This is a genomic window from Burkholderia sp. AU45388 (assembly GCF_030481585.1).
In the GTDB taxonomy this organism is placed as follows: domain Bacteria; phylum Pseudomonadota; class Gammaproteobacteria; order Burkholderiales; family Burkholderiaceae; genus Burkholderia; species Burkholderia sola.
Map to the genome: position 1 here is coordinate 74,920 of NZ_JAUJPV010000021.1, position 17,800 is coordinate 92,719.

12 protein-coding genes are annotated in these 17,800 nt (G+C 68.8%); 2 read left to right on the top strand and 10 right to left on the bottom strand.

The features are described 5' to 3' along the window. Positions 1 to 546 precede the first annotated feature (546 nt). On the top strand, positions 547 to 3,033 hold the full coding sequence (locus tag QZM72_RS27110) for a family 20 glycosylhydrolase (protein ID WP_089468504.1): 2,487 nt from the start codon (positions 547 to 549) through the stop codon (positions 3,031 to 3,033). A gap of 179 nt (positions 3,034 to 3,212) precedes the next feature. On the opposite strand, the gene nagE is transcribed toward QZM72_RS27110, so the two are convergent. From nagE to imuA, 8 genes are all read right to left on the bottom strand, one after another. Continuing rightward, entirely contained in the window at positions 3,213 to 4,976 is a 1,764-nt protein-coding gene (nagE, locus tag QZM72_RS27115; RefSeq protein ID WP_089468505.1) for an N-acetylglucosamine-specific PTS transporter subunit IIBC, read from the bottom strand. Positions 4,977 to 5,063: 87 nt separating this feature from the next. Continuing rightward, the gene (gene ptsP, locus QZM72_RS27120) at positions 5,064 to 7,646 is read right to left on the bottom strand and encodes a phosphoenolpyruvate--protein phosphotransferase (RefSeq protein ID WP_301739654.1); all 2,583 of its coding nucleotides are present in this window, start codon (positions 7,644 to 7,646) and stop codon (positions 5,064 to 5,066) included. Positions 7,647 to 7,661: 15 nt separating this feature from the next. After that, entirely contained in the window at positions 7,662 to 8,693 is a 1,032-nt protein-coding gene (locus QZM72_RS27125) for an SIS domain-containing protein (RefSeq protein WP_301739676.1), read from the bottom strand. Further along, positions 8,686 to 9,789 (bottom strand): N-acetylglucosamine-6-phosphate deacetylase, encoded by a 1,104-nt coding sequence (gene nagA / locus QZM72_RS27130; protein WP_089468507.1) that lies wholly within the window; start codon positions 9,787 to 9,789, stop codon positions 8,686 to 8,688. The genes QZM72_RS27125 and nagA overlap by 8 nt, the downstream gene beginning before the upstream one ends. 122 nt (positions 9,790 to 9,911) lie before the next feature. Then, complete coding sequence (locus QZM72_RS27135; RefSeq protein WP_089468508.1) at positions 9,912 to 10,646, bottom strand: GntR family transcriptional regulator; 735 nt, start codon at positions 10,644 to 10,646, stop codon at positions 9,912 to 9,914. Positions 10,647 to 10,955: 309 nt separating this feature from the next. Further along, on the bottom strand, positions 10,956 to 14,171 hold the full coding sequence (locus QZM72_RS27140; protein WP_301739655.1) for an error-prone DNA polymerase: 3,216 nt from the start codon (positions 14,169 to 14,171) through the stop codon (positions 10,956 to 10,958). A 6-nt stretch (positions 14,172 to 14,177) separates the two neighbouring features. Then, positions 14,178 to 15,674, bottom strand: coding sequence for a DNA polymerase Y family protein (locus tag QZM72_RS27145; protein WP_301739656.1), 1,497 nt, complete (start codon positions 15,672 to 15,674; stop codon positions 14,178 to 14,180). Continuing rightward, positions 15,607 to 16,314, bottom strand: coding sequence for a translesion DNA synthesis-associated protein ImuA (gene imuA / locus QZM72_RS27150; protein WP_089468511.1), 708 nt, complete (start codon positions 16,312 to 16,314; stop codon positions 15,607 to 15,609). Before imuA ends, QZM72_RS27145 begins: the two co-directional genes overlap by 68 nt. A gap of 230 nt (positions 16,315 to 16,544) precedes the next feature. On the opposite strand from imuA, the gene QZM72_RS27155 reads away from it, so the two are divergent. Continuing rightward, complete coding sequence (locus tag QZM72_RS27155; protein WP_301739657.1) at positions 16,545 to 16,853, top strand: VF_A0006 family four-cysteine protein; 309 nt, start codon at positions 16,545 to 16,547, stop codon at positions 16,851 to 16,853. Positions 16,854 to 16,979: 126 nt separating this feature from the next. On the opposite strand, the gene QZM72_RS27160 is transcribed toward QZM72_RS27155, so the two are convergent. Beyond that, positions 16,980 to 17,312 (bottom strand): DUF1493 family protein, encoded by a 333-nt coding sequence (locus tag QZM72_RS27160; RefSeq protein ID WP_301739658.1) that lies wholly within the window; start codon positions 17,310 to 17,312, stop codon positions 16,980 to 16,982. Next, the gene (locus QZM72_RS27165) at positions 17,306 to 17,761 is read right to left on the bottom strand and encodes an STM2901 family protein (RefSeq protein ID WP_301739659.1); all 456 of its coding nucleotides are present in this window, start codon (positions 17,759 to 17,761) and stop codon (positions 17,306 to 17,308) included. The genes QZM72_RS27160 and QZM72_RS27165 overlap by 7 nt, the downstream gene beginning before the upstream one ends. Between the last annotated feature and the right edge of the window lie 39 nt (positions 17,762 to 17,800).

Genomic DNA, 17,800 nt, shown 5'->3' on the forward strand with positions numbered 1-17,800 from the left:
CGCCGCTGCCGTCGCCGTCCGGAAGGAAAGAACCTCGCTTCGCGCGAGGTTTTTTTCGTGCTGGCCGCGCTGGCAGGCCGCGTACATCGATGCCAATTTAGCGCCAGATTGGTACCACTTGAATACCAATCAAAGGTTTCATAAGATCGTTGGACACGGCCGCTGACAGGCCGATTCCTTCTGGGTGGGGGAGACATGCGAAGCCCGTATGTGGCGTGCGCCTGCGCGCCGTATCGACGTCCACGTGCCGCGACGCGCACCGTCGTCGCGCGCGTGCGCGGCCAGCCGAGCGCCGCCCGCCGCGGCCGACTCGTCGCCGCGGCGAACGCCGTGGGCCGCCGATGAATCCGCGCACGCCGCCGCGCCGATCCGATCGGCACGCGTGCCCGCCGCCCGTTCCGTAACGCACGCGCACGCGTGCCGAATGCGCGCGGTGCAGCCGCATCGCCCCGCGCGCGGGTGTCTCCCGCAGCTCCACTGAAAGACCCGATCGCAGCGACGTCGCGTCACGACGCCGCCACGCCCTCTTTTTCTCAGGAGTTCGAATTGAAGCGTACCTTGCCCTCCCTCCTTGCCGGTCTGCTGATCGCGGTGCTGTCGCCCGCCGCGATCTCGGCGGTACCGGCGTCGGCCGCCGCTGGCGCGACCGCCGGCACCGCACAATCGACCGCCGCCCAAGCGGCCAGCCTCGCGACGCAGCTGTCGAACGGCCTCGCGCTGCGCGTCGCCGTCGACAACAACCACGCGGCCGCGGCCGGCGTGCCGTGCGCCGATCTCGGCGCGGACGGCGCGGCCTGCGCGACGGGCCGCCTGATCCTGCAGAACCGCGGCCACCAGCCGATCGCCGACGGCGGCTGGAAGCTCTACCTGCACAGCATTCGCCGCCTGTTGCGGATCGACCGGCCCGGCTTCGCGCTGCGGCGGCTCACCGGCGACCTGTACGAACTGACGCCGCAGCCGGGCTCGGTGCGGCTCGCGCCCGGCGAGCGCATCGAGCTGCCGTTCGTCGCCGAATACTGGCTGCTGCGCTACAGCGACGTGATTCCGCGCCCGTATGTCGTCGTCGACGGCGCGCCGCCGGCCGTGCTGCGCTACAACGATACCGACAACGAGCTGCGCTACGTCGAATCGCTGCCGGCCGACGCGCAGAACAACTCGACCGGCAACGCGCCGCCGGTGGCCGCACGGCCCGATCCGGGCCGCGCGCTGCCGAGCGTGAAGCGCGAACTGCCGCTGCCCGGCACGCTCGAGCTGCGCGGCGTCGAACTCGCGCTGCCGGACCTGCCTGACGCGCAAGTCGCGGCGCTGCGCGAGCGCGCGACGACGCTCGGGCTCGACGGCGCACGCGTGCCGGTGCGAGGCTTCGTCGCACCGCGCCGGCTGCCGGCCGACCTCGCGACACCGGGCGGCTACCGGCTCGCGATCGGGCCGCGCGGCGTGCTGATCGAGGGCTACGATCGCGCGGGCCTCTACTACGGCGTGCAGACGCTCTACTCGCTCGCGCCGGCCGGCGGCGGCCCGATCCCGGCGATGCTCGTCGAGGATGCGCCGCGCTTCACGCATCGCGGGATGCACGTCGACCTCGCGCGCAACTTCAAGCAGCCGGCGACGCTGCGCCGCCTGATCGACCAGATGAGCGCGTACAAGCTCAACCGCCTGCACCTGCATCTGTCCGACGACGAAGGCTGGCGCATCGAGATTCCCGGCCTGCCCGAGCTGACCGAGATCGGCTCGCGCCGCTGTCACGACCCGAGCGAGACGCGCTGCCTGCTGCCGCAGCTCGGCTCCGGCCCCGACAACCGCTCGGGCGGCGGCTACCTGACGCGCGACGACTACGTGGCGCTCGTACGCTACGCGGCCACGCGCTTCGTGCAGGTCATCCCCGAGATCGACATGCCCGCGCACGCCCGCGCGGCCGTCGTGACGATGGAGGCGCGCTACCGACGGCTGCACGCGGCCGGCCGCGAGCAGGAGGCGAACGCGTATCGGCTGCTCGACCCGCAGGACACGACGAACCTGACGACGGTGCAGTTCTACGACCGGCGCAGCGACCTGAACCCGTGCGTGCCGGGCGCGCTCAACTTCGCGTCGAAGGTGATCCGCGAAATCGCGGCGATGCACGCGGACGCACAGGCGCCGCTGCAGACTTGGCACTACGGCGGCGACGAGGCGAAGAACATCTTCCTCGGCGGCGGCTTCCAGCCGCTGAACGGCACCGACCCGAACAAGGGGCGCATCGACCTGGCCGCGCAGGACAAGCCGTGGGCGCGTTCGCCCGCGTGCACCGCGCTGCTCCAGCGCGGCGAGATCAAGTCGATCGACGAGCTGCCGACGCGTTTCGCGAAACTGGTGAGCGCGGCCGTCAACGCGAACGGGATCGGCACGATGGCCGCGTGGCAGGACGGCATCAAGCATGCGAACGGGCCGCAGGATTTCAGCACGCGCCACGTGATGGTGTCGCTGTGGGACACGATCTTCTGGGGTGCGTCGGACAGCGCGCGCGACCTGAGCAACAAGGGCTACCTGACCGTGCTCGCGCTGCCCGACTACCTGTACTTCGACTTCCCGTACACGCTCAATCCGCGCGAGCGCGGCTACTACTGGGGCTCGCACGCGACCGACGAGTACAAGGTGTTCTCGCTCGCGCCGGAGAACCTGCCGCAGAACGCCGAAGTGATGGGCGACCGCGACGGCAACGCGTTCGAGGTGACGGGCACGGGCCCCGCGCCGCGCATCGAAGGCATGCAGGGGCAGGCGTGGGGCGAGGTGATGCGCAACGACACCTTCCTCGAATACATGACCTACCCGCGGCTGCTCGCGCTCGCCGAGCGCGCGTGGCACCGGGCCGACTGGGAGCTGCCGTATGCGGCCGGCGTGCGCTTCAAGCGCGGCGACACGCACCACGTCGACGTCGCCGCGCTGCAGCGCGACTGGGCCGGCTTCGCGACGCTGCTCACGCAACGCGAATTGCCGAAGCTCGAGCGCGCCGGCGTCGGCTACCGGAAGCCGACCTTCACGCTGACGAATCCGTGAACGGCTGATCGGCCGGGCAGCCCGGCGACCGGCGAGGTGGATCAACGCAGCGCCTGTCGCTCATCGGGAATCGTCCGCACCCAAGCAAAAACGGCTTGCGACGCACCGGTCGCAAGCCGTTTTCTGTTGACCGCCGGCCCGGATCCGCCGCGCGGATCGATCAGGCCGGCTTCACCGCGTCACGCCGGTTGTGCGGCCGCCCCGCCGCCCGACGGCGGCAGGCGCGCGCCGAGCTGTTCGGCATAGCGTGCCGCCGCGTTGCCGCAGACGATGTGGAAGGTGTCGAGCGACACCCATGCGACGTCGAGCGTGCCGAGACGCTCGCGATCGACCGCCGACGGATCGCGTACGACCACGCGCAGGCGCGTGGTAGCCACCGCATCGAGCGACGCGACGTTGGTCGCGCCGCCGAACACCGCGAGCCAGCGAGTCGGTTCCGGATCGAGCGGGCCGGCGGCCGCGCCCGTGACGGGCTGTGCGGCGCCGGCCGGCGCCGTTGCCGCCGCCCCGGTCGCGCCGCTGCCGATCGCGGCACGCATCTCGTCGGCGATGATGTCGGCCTCCGGCCCGATGATCACCTGCACGCTGTTGCCGCCGCGCTTGAGCACGCCGCGTGCGCCGATCGACTTCAGTTCCGGCTCCGATACCTTTTCCGGATCGACGACGCTCAGGCGCAGGCGCGTCGTGCACGCGTCGACGACCGACAGGTTGGCCGCCCCGCCGAGCGCGGCGATGTAGCGTTGCGCACGCGGTGCGGCAGCCGTTGCCGCCGCGCCCGGTGCGACGAAACCACCCGATGCGGACGATTCCGCGGCCGCGTCGGTCGAGGCCGGTTCACGGCCCGGCGTGGCCATGTTGAACTTGCGGATGAAGAAGCGGAACAGGCCGTAGTACGCGACGCCATATGCGATGCCGAGCGGAATCGCGATCCAGCCCTTCGTCGACAGCCCGTAGTTCAGCACGTAGTCGATCGCGCCGGCCGAGAACGTGAAGCCGAGCTTCACGCCGAGAATCTGGCAGATCGCGAGCGACAGCCCCGTCAGCACCGCGTGGATCACGTACAGCACCGGCGCGAGGAACATGAAGCTGAATTCGATCGGTTCGGTCACGCCGGTCAGGAACGACGTCAGCGCCATCGAGAACAGCAGGCCGCCGACCATCGCGCGGCGCTCCTTCGGCGCTTCGTGCAGCATCGCGAGACATGCGGCCGGCAGGCCGAACATCATGATCGGGAAGAAGCCGGCCATGAAGGTGCCCGCGGTCGGGTCGCCCGCGAAGAAGCGGTGCAGGTCGCCGTGCACGATCTCGCCGCCGGCCGGCGGCGTGAAGTTGCCGAACACGAACCACGCGAGCGAGTTGATGATGTGGTGCAGGCCGGTGACGAGCAGCAGGCGGTTCAGGAAGCCGAACACGAACGCACCGATCGCGCCCGCGGTCGTCAGCCACTGGCCGGCCGCGTCGATCGCATGCTGGATCGGCTGCCACACGTACCCGAACGCGATGCCCAATATCACGCAGACGAGCCCCGTGATGATCGGCACGAACCGCTTGCCGCCGAAGAACGCGAGGTAGTCCGGCAGCTTGATGTCTTTATAGCGGTTGTACAGCAGGCCCGCGACGACACCCGCGATGATCCCGGACAGCACGCCCATGTTCAGCTTCGGATCGATGTCCTTCATGATCGCGGTTTCGATCAGGTAACCGATCGCGCCCGCGAGCGCCGCCACGCCGTTGTTGTCCTTCGCGAAGCCGACCGCCACGCCGATCGCGAACAGCAGCGGCAGGTTGTCGAAGATCGCGCCGCCGGCGTCGGCGATCATCTTGATGTTGAACACGTCCGGCTGGCCGAGTCGCAGCAGGATGCCGGCGACCGGCAGTACCGCGATCGGCAGCATCAGTGCCCGGCCCAGGCCCTGTATTTTCAGAAACGGATTCCCGTTCATTCAGTCCTCCAATCCTTGTCTCGTCATTGATCGTCGTTGAGCTGATAGCTTTCGTCGTAATACGGGCCGCGAACCTGCCGCCGACGTTCAGTCGAGCGGCCAGACCTCGCGGCTTGCTGCCCTTACCGCCTGTGCCGAATCGAGCGCGAGCAGATCCTGCGCGCGCTGACGGCACAACTGGTAATCGAGACGGCGCACACGCGCCTTGATGCCCGGCACCGACACCGGATCGACCGACAGTTCGGTCACGCCGAGGCCCACCAGGACCGGCACCGCGAGCGGATCGCCGCCGAGCGCGCCGCATACGCCGACCCACTTGCCGTGCTTCGCGGCGCCGCGCACCGCGATGTCGATCAGGCGCAGCACGGCCGGATGCAGGCCGTCGGACTGCGCGGCGAGATCGGCCTGGCAGCGGTCCATCGCGAGCGTGTATTGCGTGAGGTCGTTGGTGCCGATCGACAGGAAATCCGCGTGCTGCGCGAGCTGGTCGGCCAGCAGCGCGGCCGACGGCACCTCGATCATCACGCCGACCTCGATCGGCTCGGTGCGGCCCTGCGCGCGCGCGAATTCGTCGATGCGCTTTTTCAACCGCACGAGTTCGCCCGCGTCGGTCACCATCGGCAGCAGGATGCGCACCGCGCCGAACGGCTTCACCGCGAGCAGGCCCTGCAGCTGATCGTCGAGCAGATCGGGGCGCACCTGTGCGAGCCGGATGCCGCGCAGGCCGAGCGCCGGGTTCGGTTCGGGCGGCAGCGTCAGGTAGTCGACTTCCTTGTCCGCGCCGACGTCGAGCGTGCGGATGATCGCCGTGCGGCCCTGCAGCGCGTCGACGATCGACTGGTAGCTCTGCTGGTGCTCGACCGCCGTCGGCGCGGCCTGGCGATGGATGAACATCAGTTCGGTGCGCAGCAGGCCGACCGCATCCGCGCCGTTGTCGACCGCGGTGTTCGCGTCGTCGAGCGTCGCGATGTTCGCGGCGACTTCGATCGCGCGACCGTCGACGGTGGCGGCCGCCTCGCCGGCCTGTTGCCGGTTCGCCTCGCGCACGCCGTCCAGGCGCTGGCGCTCGTGCCGCGCGCGCTCGACGTCGAGCGCGGTCGGCGCGTGTTCGAGCCGGCCCGCGCTCGCATCGACGACGACCTGCGTGCCGTCCGGAATCGCGTACAGCGCATCGCCGACCGCCACCAGCGCCGGGATGCCGAGTTGCCGCGCGATGATCGCCGCGTGCGACGTCGCGCCGCCGCGCGCCATCACGAGCGCGGTCACGCGTTGGCGATCGAGCGACGACAGGTCGGACGGCGTGAATTCGTCGGCCGCGAGCACGGCCTCGTCGGGCAGCGCACGCGCGGCGCCGTTCGTGTGACCGAGCGCGCGCAGCACGCGCTTCTCGATGTCGCGCAGGTCGGCCGCGCGCTCGGCGAGCAGCGCATCGTCGAGCTTCGACAGCGTGTCGATCTGCGTGCGGATCGTCGCGCGCCACGCGAAGCCCGCGCCCTTGCCGAGGCTGATCAGGTCGCGCGCCGCGTCGACGAGCGTCGGGTCTTCCAGCAGCACGCGATGCACTGCGAAGATGCCCGCTTCGCCGACCGCGCCGCGCGCCGATGCGTTGCGCACCGTTTCGCCGAGTTCGGCGTCGACCGCCTTCAGCGCCTGGTCGAGGCGGCGGCTTTCGGCAGCGGGCGTGCCGGCGGCCTGTTCGGGCGGCACGATGTCCGCATCGTCGAGACGCACCAGCGTGCCGACCGCGATGCCGGGCGCGGCGCACACGCCGGCGAGCGTGTTCGGGTCCAGCGGCGCGCCGGAATTGCGCGCGACCGTCTGCGGTGCGGGCGACCGCAGCCGCGCCGGCTTTTCTTCCACTTCGCCGTGCGCCTCGTGCAGCAGCTCGCGCTCGACCGCATCGACGGCCTGTTGTGCCTGCGCGCCGCGGCCGACCAGTTCGACCGTCGCGCCTTCGCCGGCGCCGAGGCCGAGCAGGCCGACGACGCTCGCGATCGACGCCTTGCGGCCGTCGAACAGCACGTCGACGCTCGCATCGAACCCGCGCGCGGCTTCACGCGCCCGTGCGGCCGGCCGCGCATGGAGGCCGCCCGGCTGCGCGAGCACGATCTCGCGGCGCACTTCGTGGTGCGCGGCCGCGCCGGCCTGCGCCGCGTGCGCGGCGGCTTCGCCCTTGCCGCGCAGCGCGAGCAACGGCGTCTCGCCGGCCGTTGCGAAACCGCTCGCGCGATCGACGACCTCGAACGCGTCGGAATTCGCGATCGCGATCACCGACACGAGCGAATGCGCGTGGCGCGCCACCGCATCCTGATCGAACTCGATCAACAGCGCGCCGGCTTCGACGCGCGCGCCGGCTTCGACGTGCGCGACGAAGCCCTGCCCGTTCAGCTCGACGGTGTCGATGCCGATGTGCAGCAGCACTTCCGCGCCTTGCGGCGTCGTGATCGTCACCGCGTGGCCGGTGCGTGCGAGATGCGACACGACGCCCGCGCACGGCGCGACGAGCCGGCCCGCGAGCGGGTCGATGCCGATGCCGTCGCCGAACATCCCGCCGGAGAACACCGGATCGGGCACGTCGGCCAGCGGGACGATCGGCCCCGTCAACGGGCTAAGCAGGACGATCTGATCGTGGGTGGGGCTCTTCAACTGGGACTCCTCGGCGCGTCTCATCGGCTTTCTCGGCTATCAGTGCGTTTCGGTGACTTTGTTCAGGTGGCGCGGCGTGTCGGGATTGCGGCCGCGCGCGACGGCGAGATCCGCCGCCATCACGTAGAACGAAAGAATGGCGGCGATCGGGTCGAGCGCCGAATGGGCCGACTGCGCGAGCGGCAGCACGGTGCCCGATACGCCGGGCGTCGATACGCCGGGCGTGCCGGCGGGCGCCGCGAGCAGCACGGCGGCGCCGCGTGCGCGCATGTCCGCGGCCAACTGCAGCAGGCCGGCCTGCTCGGGGCCGGGCGGCGCGAACACGAGCAGCGGATAGTCGCGGTCGATCAGCTCCATCGGGCCGTGACGGACTTCGGCGCTCGAGAATGCCTCGGCCTGGATGCCGGACGTTTCCTTCAGCTTCAGCGCGGCTTCCTGCGCGATCGCGAGGCCGAGGCCGCGACCGATCACGATCATCCGCTCGACGCCCGCGAGCGCCGCGACGGCCTGCGACCAGTCGAGCCGGCCGGCCTGCGCGAGCACGTCGGGCAGGCCGCGCAACGCGGTGATCAGCGCGGCGTCGCGCTGCCAGTACGCGACGATCTGCGCGGACAGCGACAGCATCGCGATATAGCTCTTGGTCGCGGCGACCGACAGCTCGGGGCCGGCCAGCAGCGGCAACTGGTGCTCGCATGCGTCGGCGAGCGGCGACGGCAGCACGTTCACGGCGGCGACGGTGCGCGCGCCGGCTTCGCGCAGCGCAGTCATCGTGTTGACGAGATCAGGGCTCTTGCCCGACTGCGAGAACGCGAGCGCGAGCTGGTCCTGCACTTTCAGCGGCGCCTGCTGCAGCGTGGCCACCGACATCGGCAGCGACGCGACCGGCACGCCGAGGCGGCTCATCGTCAGGCTCGCGAAATAGCTGGCGGCGTGATCCGAGCTGCCGCGCGCGACCGTCAGCGCGACGGCCGGCGGGTGATCGAGCAATTGGCCGGCGAGCGCTTCGACGCGCGCGGTGTCGGCGAGTTGCGCGGCGACGACCTGGGCGGACTCGCGCGCTTCCTTAAGCATATTCGACAATCGATTCTCCTTCGACGTAGGTCGCGGTGAGGTTCAGGTCGCGATCGAACACCGCGAGGTCGGCCCATGCGCCGCGCTCGAGGCGGCCGCGATCGGCGATGCCGAGGTAGTCGGCCGCGTAGCGCGACATCCGGTTCGACACGTCGGCGATCGGCAGGCCGAGCGACACGAGGTTGCGCAGCGCCTGGTCCATCGTCAGCGTGCTGCCGGCGAGCGTGCCGTCGGCGAGCCGCACGCCGCCGAGGCACTTCGTCACGTGCTGGCTGCCGAGCCGGTATTCGCCGTCGGGCATGCCGGTGGCGGACGTGCTGTCGGTCACGACGTACAGGCGCGGGATCGCGCGCAGCGCCGCACGGATCGCGCCCGGATGCACGTGCAGCAGGTCGGGGATGATTTCCGCGTACTCGGCATGCGCGAGCGCCGCGCCGACAAGGCCCGGGTTGCGGTGATGCAGCGGCGACATCGCGTTGAACAGGTGCGTGAAGCCGCACGCGCCGTGCTTGAGCGCGGCGACCGCGTCGTCATAGGTCGCGAGCGAGTGGCCGAGCTGCACGCGCACGCCGCGCGCGGCCATCTCGCCGATGATCTCGATGTGGCCCGCGATTTCCGGCGCGAGCGTGACGACGCGGATCGGCGCGATCGACAGGTACTTCAGCACCTCGTCGAGCACGGCCGACACGGCCGCGTCCGGCTGCGCGCCGAGCTTGCCGGGGTTGATGTACGGGCCTTCGAGATGCACGCCGAGCACGCGCGCGCCGCCGGGCGTGCGGGTGCGCGCGACGGTGCCGAGGTTCGCGACGACCTCCATCAGTTCGTCGCGCGGCGCGGTCATCGTCGTCGCGAGCAGGCTCGTCGTGCCGAATTGCGCGTGCGTGCGGACGATCGTCTCGATCGCGTCGCCGCCTTCCATCACGTCGGCGCCGCCGCCGCCATGCACGTGCAGATCGATGAAGCCGGGCAGGATGTACGGCGCGTCGTTCGTCGCGGGATCGACGGGCGTGCCGTCGAGCGTGGTGATGCGGCCGTTCTCGCTATCGAGCGAGCCGTGAATCCAGCCGTCGGAGGTGAGGATGTTGCCAGTCAGCATGACGTTCTCTTGATGATCGGGTGACGCGGGCGTGCGCGTCGTGATTGGCCAATCCGTTGCGATTCATTGCGCGCGATTGCGTTCCATCGCGATTGCGCGGGGTGCGCGGGCAGTCTCGCGCGTCAGCGTTTCAGTTCGGCGACGAAGTCGTAGTAATCGTCGCGGCAATACGTTTCGGTCACTTCGATCGCGCGCTGATCGGCGCCGTAGCCGATGCGCGTGATCACCAGCAGCGCCGAGCCCGGCTTCACCGCCATCCATTTCGCGATCGCGTGCGTCGCGTTCGCGGCGCGAAAGTGCTGCAACGCGCGCACGACGGTCATGCCGCGCGCCTCCAGGTATTCGTACAGCGACGCGCCGAGCGCCTGCGGATCGGGCACCACCGCGGCCGGCAGCGTCGAATGCTCGACGGCCATCACGATGCCGTCCGCGCGGCGCAGCCGTTCGAGCCGCGCGACCGTCGCGCCGGGCGCGAGGCCGAGATGCGTGAGCTCGTCGCGGCTCGCGGCGCGCAGCGTGCGCGACAGCCACACCGAATCGGGCACGAAGCCGCGCTGCTGCATCTTCGCGGTGAAGCCGACGAGACGCGACAGCGGATCGGCGACGCGCGGCGTGATGAAGCTGCCTGCCCCGCGCGCCCGCTTGATCAGGCCCTGCTCGACCAGCAGCGCGAGCGCACGCCGCGCGGTGATCCGCGACACGCCGACCGACACCGACAGCAGCCGCTCCGACGGCAGCGCCTCGCCGGCCCGCCACGCGCCGGCATGAATCGCGCTCGCCAGATTGCGGGCGAGCTGCAGATAGAGCGGCGTGTCGTCGAGGGGATCGGGCGCCAGTTCGGACCAGCCGGTTTCCATGTGCCTCCGGTGTCGGACGACGATCTCGGACCGTCGAAAGTGAACGCATTATATAACCACCATAATACCAGTCAACGAACTGGTATTAGCCTCGCGGAAATCGCCGAAAGCCTTGCGCGGCAAGCGTTTTAGTACCGACAAAGCCTTTGTTTACAATGCAGTGCGGGATAGGGATTTACCCGAAGTGGTATGCAAAGGGACGGTTCCAGTGCAGGATTCGGCCGGATTTCGGGCGTGAATATGAGACCGGAATAGAACCAGTTGAGCCAACTGGTATGCACCGATGAGCAGGCCGGCGCGATGCACGCGTCAGTGGAATTCGCGGCTCGACGTGCGCAAGCCGCCGAGCAGCGGCGTCAGATCCTCGAAATGCTGCGCGACGAGGTGCCGCACGTCGCTGACGACCTGCCACACGCCGGACGCCGCGAGCAGCCGCGAATCGAGCGTTTCGCGGCGCTGCCGCGCGAGCAGCTCGGGCCGGACGATCACGTTCACGCAGCCCGTTTCGTCTTCGAGCGTCATGAACATCACGCCCTTCGCGGTGCCCGGCATCTGCCGTGCGATCACGAGCCCGCATGCGCGTGCGAGCCGGCCGTCGGGGCGGTCGCGCAGCTCGGCCGCGGACGACAGCCGCTGCGCGCGCAACGCCGGCCGCAGCAGCGCGACCGGGTGGCGGTTCAGCGTGAGGCCGGTGGTGTGATAGTCGGCGAGGATGTCGTCGGCTTCCGACGGCGCGCCGAGCGCGGGCTGCTCCCCCTCGTCGATCGGCGCGGCGGCGAGCAGATCGCGCTCCGGCGCCGCGGCGACGGCCTGCCACAACGCATCGCGGCGATGGCCGGCGAGCGTCGCGAGCGCGTTCGCGGCGGCCAGCGCTTCGAGATCGCGCCGTTCGAGCTGCGCGCGGCGCGCGAGGGTGTCGACGTTGTCGAACGGGCCGGCGGCGCGCGCGGCTTCGATGCGCCGCGCGGCCGCTTCGCCCAGGCCGCGCACGAGCGACAGGCCGAGCCGCACCGCGGGCTGGCCGTGCGGCGGCGGCTGATCGGGCTGCGCTTCGAGCGCGGCTTCCCAATTGCTTTGCGTGACGTCGATCGGCAGCACCTTCACGCGATGACGCTTCGCGTCCTGCACGAGTTGCGACGGCGGATAGAAGCCCATCGGCTGGCTGTTCAGCAGCGCGGCGAGAAAGATCGCGGGTTCGTGACATTTGAGCCAGCTGCTCGCGTACGCCAGTTTCGCGAAGCTGGCCGCATGGCTTTCGGGGAAGCCGTATTCGCCGAAGCCCTTGATCTGCTCGAAGATCTGCTCGGCGAATTCGCGTGTGTAGTTCCGTTTGAGCATCCCGTCGACGATCTTGCCGTAATACTTCTCGAGGTTGCCCTTGCGCTTCCATGCGGCCATCGCCCGGCGCAACGCGTCGGCCTCGCCAGGCGTGAAGCCCGCCGCGACGATCGCGATCTGCATCACCTGTTCCTGGAAGATCGGCACGCCGAGCGTGCGTTCGAGCACGGCCTTGAGCGCGTCGCTCGGATACGTGACCTCGCCCTTCTCTTCGCCGGCCACGATCCTGCGCCGCTTCAGGTACGGATGCACCGCGCCGCCCTGGATCGGCCCGGGACGCACGATCGACACCTGGACGACGAGGTCGTAGTAGTTGCGCGGCCGCAGCCGCGGCAGCATCGACATCTGCGCGCGCGACTCGATCTGGAACACGCCGACCGTATCGGCACGGCAGATCATGTCGTAAGTTGCTTCGTCGTCCTGCGGAATGTGTTTCAACGTGAATGGCTTGCCGTCCTTCGCTGGGCCACGCCACGCGGTGCGCAGGTCGAACGCGCGATGCAGCGCCGACAGCATGCCGAGCGCGAGCACGTCGACCTTCATCAGCCCGAGCGCTTCGAGATCGTCCTTGTCCCACTGGATCACGCGCCGCCCGTCCATCGCCGCGTTCTCGACCGGCACGAGCCGCGTGAGCTTGCCGCGGCTGATCACGAAGCCGCCCGAGTGCTGCGACAGGTGACGCGGGAAATTGAGCAGGCGCCCCGCCAGTTCGGCCCATGTCTTGATAATGGGCGTCGCCGGATCGAGCCCGGTCGACGCGAATTGCTGCAGCAGATCGCGGCTGCCGTCGAACCAGCGATGCCCCTTCGCGACCCGATCGACCAGCATCGGATCGACGCCGAGCGCCTTGCCGGTTTCGCGCAGCACGCCGCGCGGGCGATACGTCGAGACGGCGGCCGCGAGCGCGGCGCGGTCGTGCCCGTATTTTTCGTAGATGTGCTGGATCACCTCTTCCCGGCGTTGATGCTCGAAATCGACGTCGATGTCGGGCGGTTCGCCGCGTTCCACGCTGATGAAGCGCTCGAACAGCATCGTGCTCTGGTCGGGATTCACTTCGGTGATGCCGAGGCAATAGCAGACGACCGAGTTCGCGGCCGAGCCGCGGCCCTGGCACAGGATGTTCTGACTGCGCGCGTATTTGACGATGTCGTAGACGGTCAGGAAGAACGGTTCGTACTTCATTTTGGCGATCAGGCCGAGTTCATGGCGGATCTGCTTCGCCACTTTCTCCGGCACGCCATTCCAGTAGCGTCGAGCGACACCTGCCCACGTCTCCTGCCTCAAGTAACTGGTCGGCGTGTGTCCGCGCGGTACGAGTTCGAGCGGATATTCATACTTCAACTCGTCGAGTTCGAAATGACACGCATCGAGAATCGCGCACGTCTCCGCCATCTCGTTCGGCGAAAACAGCGCTGCGATTCGCTTCCGCAAACGCAGATGCTGCTCCGCATTCGGCGCGAGCGCATAGCCGCACTCGGCCACCGGCATGCCGACACGGATCGCCGTCATCACGTCCTGCAACGCCTTGCACGAACGCCGGTGCATCGTCACGTCGCCGAGCGCGACGATCCGCACGCCGCGCCGCTCGCCGGCCTCGCGAATCTCGTCGCGCTGCGCGCCGTCGAGCGCGCGCTGCAACTGCACGAGCCCGAGCCGCGCGCGCTCGCCGAACGTCGCGCGAAACCATGCGACCTGTGCGTCGAGCACGTCCGCCCGCACCGGATACGCGGGCACGAGGATCGCGAAGCAATCGGGCATCCCGCGCAGATGGGCGAATTGCTCAGGCGGCCTCGACAACATTCGCGGCGTCAGCCGGTACGTTCCCTTCGGCGCCTCCATCCGCCGCCACGAAATCAACTCGGCCAGGTTGCCGTACCCTTCGCGATTCCGGGCGAGCAACACGAGCCCGAACGCACCGGGGCCCGGATCGTGGCCGGGCGCGACGTCGTCCGGCGTGACGTCGAAATACGAACCGATGACGAGCGGCAGCCCCTTCGCTTTCGCGGCGACATGCATGCGCGGCGCGCCGGCGAGCGAGCATTCGTCGGTGATCGCGATCCCGCGATAGCCGAGTTCCGCCGCACGCTCGACCAGTTCGTCCGCATGCGACGCGCCATGCAGGAACGAAAAATTCGAGCGGCAGAACAACTCCGCGTAATCGGGCAGCAAACTGAATTCCGCAACCATCTCCGTTCACCCGAACAAACCGTGCAGGAACCAGCGCGGGGCAGCCTGACTGCTCGTCCGCTCCTTGAATACCCAGTAGCACGCGCCTTCCTCGTCCTGCGCGACGTGGTAATCGCGTGCGATCAACTGCCCGTCGAACCACCCGGCTTCGATTCGCTCGGCCGACGACATCATCCGCAGCGGCGTATGAAATACCGGCCGCTCGCCGCGCATCAGAAGCGGCAGCGGCTCGGCGAGCAACCAGGCGGGCCGCGGCGGCGCGGCGAGCGGCACGACAGCAGGCTTGCCGGCTTGCGCATCGAGCGGCAGCCAGCGGTTCGCGGCCTCGGGCCGGTAATCGGCGACAGGGGCCGCGCGCAATACGTTGTCCGCGCCGAGCCGCGCGACCAGCAGTTCGAGCAACCGCTCGCGGGTTTCCCGCGTACCGCCCGGCTCGGGGAAAAGATCGTCGGCCGGCGGCGCGACCGATTCGACGCGCGTGGCCTTCAGCCGCACCGCGATCACCGCGGCCGGCAACTCGACGCGCGCGAGCCGCTCGCCGAGCAGCCGCATGAAATGCGCTTCGTCGCGCACGGGGGCGGCGAACGCCAGCTCGAGCGGCGTCGGCGGCACGGCCTGGCGGCCGCGCTCGTGTTCGAGATCGAACGTCATCGCGGCCAGCGACAGTTGCCGCGCGGCCAGCCAGCCGCACAGCTGCACGACGAGCCGCCGTGCGGCGAACAACACGGCTTCCGCGTATTCGACGCGTTCCGGCAATTCGAGCCGCACGTCGAACACGGGCGGCACCGCCATCCACGCGAGCGGCTCGACCGCTTCGCCGTACGCACGATCGAGCGCGGCCAGCAACGCGGGACCGCAGCGCCGCTGCAGCCCCGCGCGCGGCAGGCGGCGCAGATCGGCGAGCGTGCGGCAGCCGAGGCCGTCGAGCCAGCCGGCATACGGACGCGCGTCGGGCAGCAGCACACAGGGCAGCCGATCGAGCGTGCAAACGAGCGACGCGTGACGCGCGACGCGGCGCCGAATGCGCGAGCGCGCCGACGTGCGCGCGAGCAGCCACGCGCCGCGACCGGTCGGCGCGGCGGACAGGCGCGCCGCATAGCCGAGCGCCGCGAGCGTCGCCCGCACCTGGCGGCACAGCGACGGCAGCCCGCCGAACAGGCGCAGGCTCGGGCCGACGTCGACGATCAACGTCGCTTCGTCGTCGAGCGCGACGCACGGCGAGAAGCGCAGCAGCGCGAGCGCGACCGCGCGCAGCGCATCGGCTTCGCGGGCGGGATCGCGTTCGACGAGCTGCGTCGCGGGCGCGAGCGTGAGGACGCCGCCGCGCTTCATGCCCGCGCGCACGCCCTGCCGGCGCGCGGCCGCATCGGCGATCAGCACGACGCCGTGCTCGAGCACCGCACAGCCGGCGTCGCTGGCCTCGCCGGCTGCTGCGTCAGACGGCGGCGGGGCGCACACGTCGAGCGGCAGGCGCGGCAGATGGATGCCGAGCAAGACGCGCATAGCGGCTCTCCACGATGGGCGACGGCAAATCGAGCACGAGCGGCTCGCTGCGCGCGGGCCCGCGACGCTTGACGATGTCGAGCGACACGCCGCCCGGCACCGGATACAGCGCGACGCGCAGCACGGCCGGCGACGGCTGCCGCGCGGCCGACAGCGGGCGCAGCATCACGAACAGCGTGTCGCCGGTGCGCGCGGCCGCGAGATGCAGGCGCCGCAGCGCATCGGGCCGCGCGTCCTGCCAGAGCAGCAGCGCACCGCAACAGCCGGTCTTGAGCGCCTGCTCGGCGGCCCACAGCGCATCGGTGCGGCTCCCGGCGCGCAGCCACAGCAGCGTGTCGGCCGGCACGCCGAGACTCGCGAGCGCGGTGGCATGCGGCGACTGCGGCGGCGCGACGAGCGCGAGCGGCCGCCGCGCGCTGACGGCGCGGGCGAGCGCGGGCGCGAGCAGCCGCATCTCGCCGCAACCCGGCTGCGCGGCCAGCAGTTCGACGAGGCCGCCGACCGGCCAGCCGCCGCCCGGCAGTTCAGCCGACAGCGGCGCGAAGCCGGTTTCGATCGTGCGGGGACCGCCGCGCGCGAGTTGCGAGCCGCGCCACAGGGACGGATGAAGCGATTCGGGAGCAATGGAGGATGCGAGCATGACGCCACCCACGGCTGTATGGATATACAGTATATGGCAATGCGCGCGCGTCGCACAGCACCGGTATAAAACCGGGTTTCGTCGGAGGAAAACAGGCAGAAGCCGGCGCGCCCGTCATGTCATGGCGCGCTGGCCCGCATCGCGCCTCGCACCTCCCGCAACGCGTCAGCCGCGCCGACCGCTTTACGTTATGCTGTCCGCCGGCCCGACCCACACCATCGGAGGGGGACTTGAAACGAATGATTCGTTCGATCGCATGCGCGGCCGTCGCGCTGGCGCTGCCGGGAGCCGCCTTCGCGCTGACCGATGGCAACGCGCAATACGACGACTGCATGCTCAATGCGCTGCGCGAAAGCCGCAACGGCGCCGCGGCGCAACTGATCCAGCGCTCGTGCGACGCGCTGTACCGCAACAACGCGATGCTGCTGCCGCGCGAACGGCGCTTTCACGAATGCGTCGTGCAGTCGCTGCCGGGCGTGCGCGACAACTACGCGATCCAGCAGATCATGTCGATCTGCTCGCGGCGCGGCGAGATGTGAGCGGCGCGCTGAACGTCGCGCGGTCGCCCGCCTTTACGTGCATCGCTACGAAAAAAGAGGCTGCGCGCTGTTTGCAGCAACGCCGCACAGCGCCCCCGTCAGGTCGTGGACAAACTCGGTGAGCGGTCAGTCATAGAGCCAGCGTCCCGCTTTTGCCGATGCGATCAGCATTCGAACATTCAGATCCGGAACACGATGGATCACTTTTTTCTTAAACGGATTGATCAAGTCAAGAAATGAAGAATCGTCTTCCGGGTAATATTTTTTTATGTCGAATCCACTTATATCAACATTGAATTTCACCGAATACTCTTGCATCAGATCCTCGACCTCACAATCATCAAAACGCAAGTCCAGATCCAAATCGGTACTTTCCGTTATCTCATCGGCCATGAATGATATAGAGAATCCGGACTTTTTCCTCACAAACTCAATCACCCTTTTTTCAAGATCTACCATAACCTATCCCCCTCCCTTGCAACTCTATTGTAGTGAGCCACCGTCTTGCCGGCAATAATAGAAATATCCCTTGCAAGAATCACCCAACCAAGCACTGGGATCGTTCTTCCTACGAAGGTTCCGATGTTTCTAACCAGCCTGATTTTCAAATTTCGCACTGGTCCGCCTACCAGTGTTGGCAATTTCCAACCAAACGGGAATTGAGCCTTTTGAAAAACTCTTCTTGAGTATTTGCTTGCACGCGAAGTCCCCTGTATCGCGTCGATCGGCTTTGCCCTGGTCGGCAAATTACTTCTACCCAGCAAGATCATACCAACCGACACGGCATCATCGACGCCCAACTGATTCATCGTTTCGTCAACCATGATCCAGAAGAACAATTCTCCCGCAGTCAGATTGACCATCCCATAGTAATGGTAAGCCGCACTCAATTTCTCGACAGCACTCATTCAGCGTCCTCGTTCGTAATTTTTAAAAATGTTTTTTAG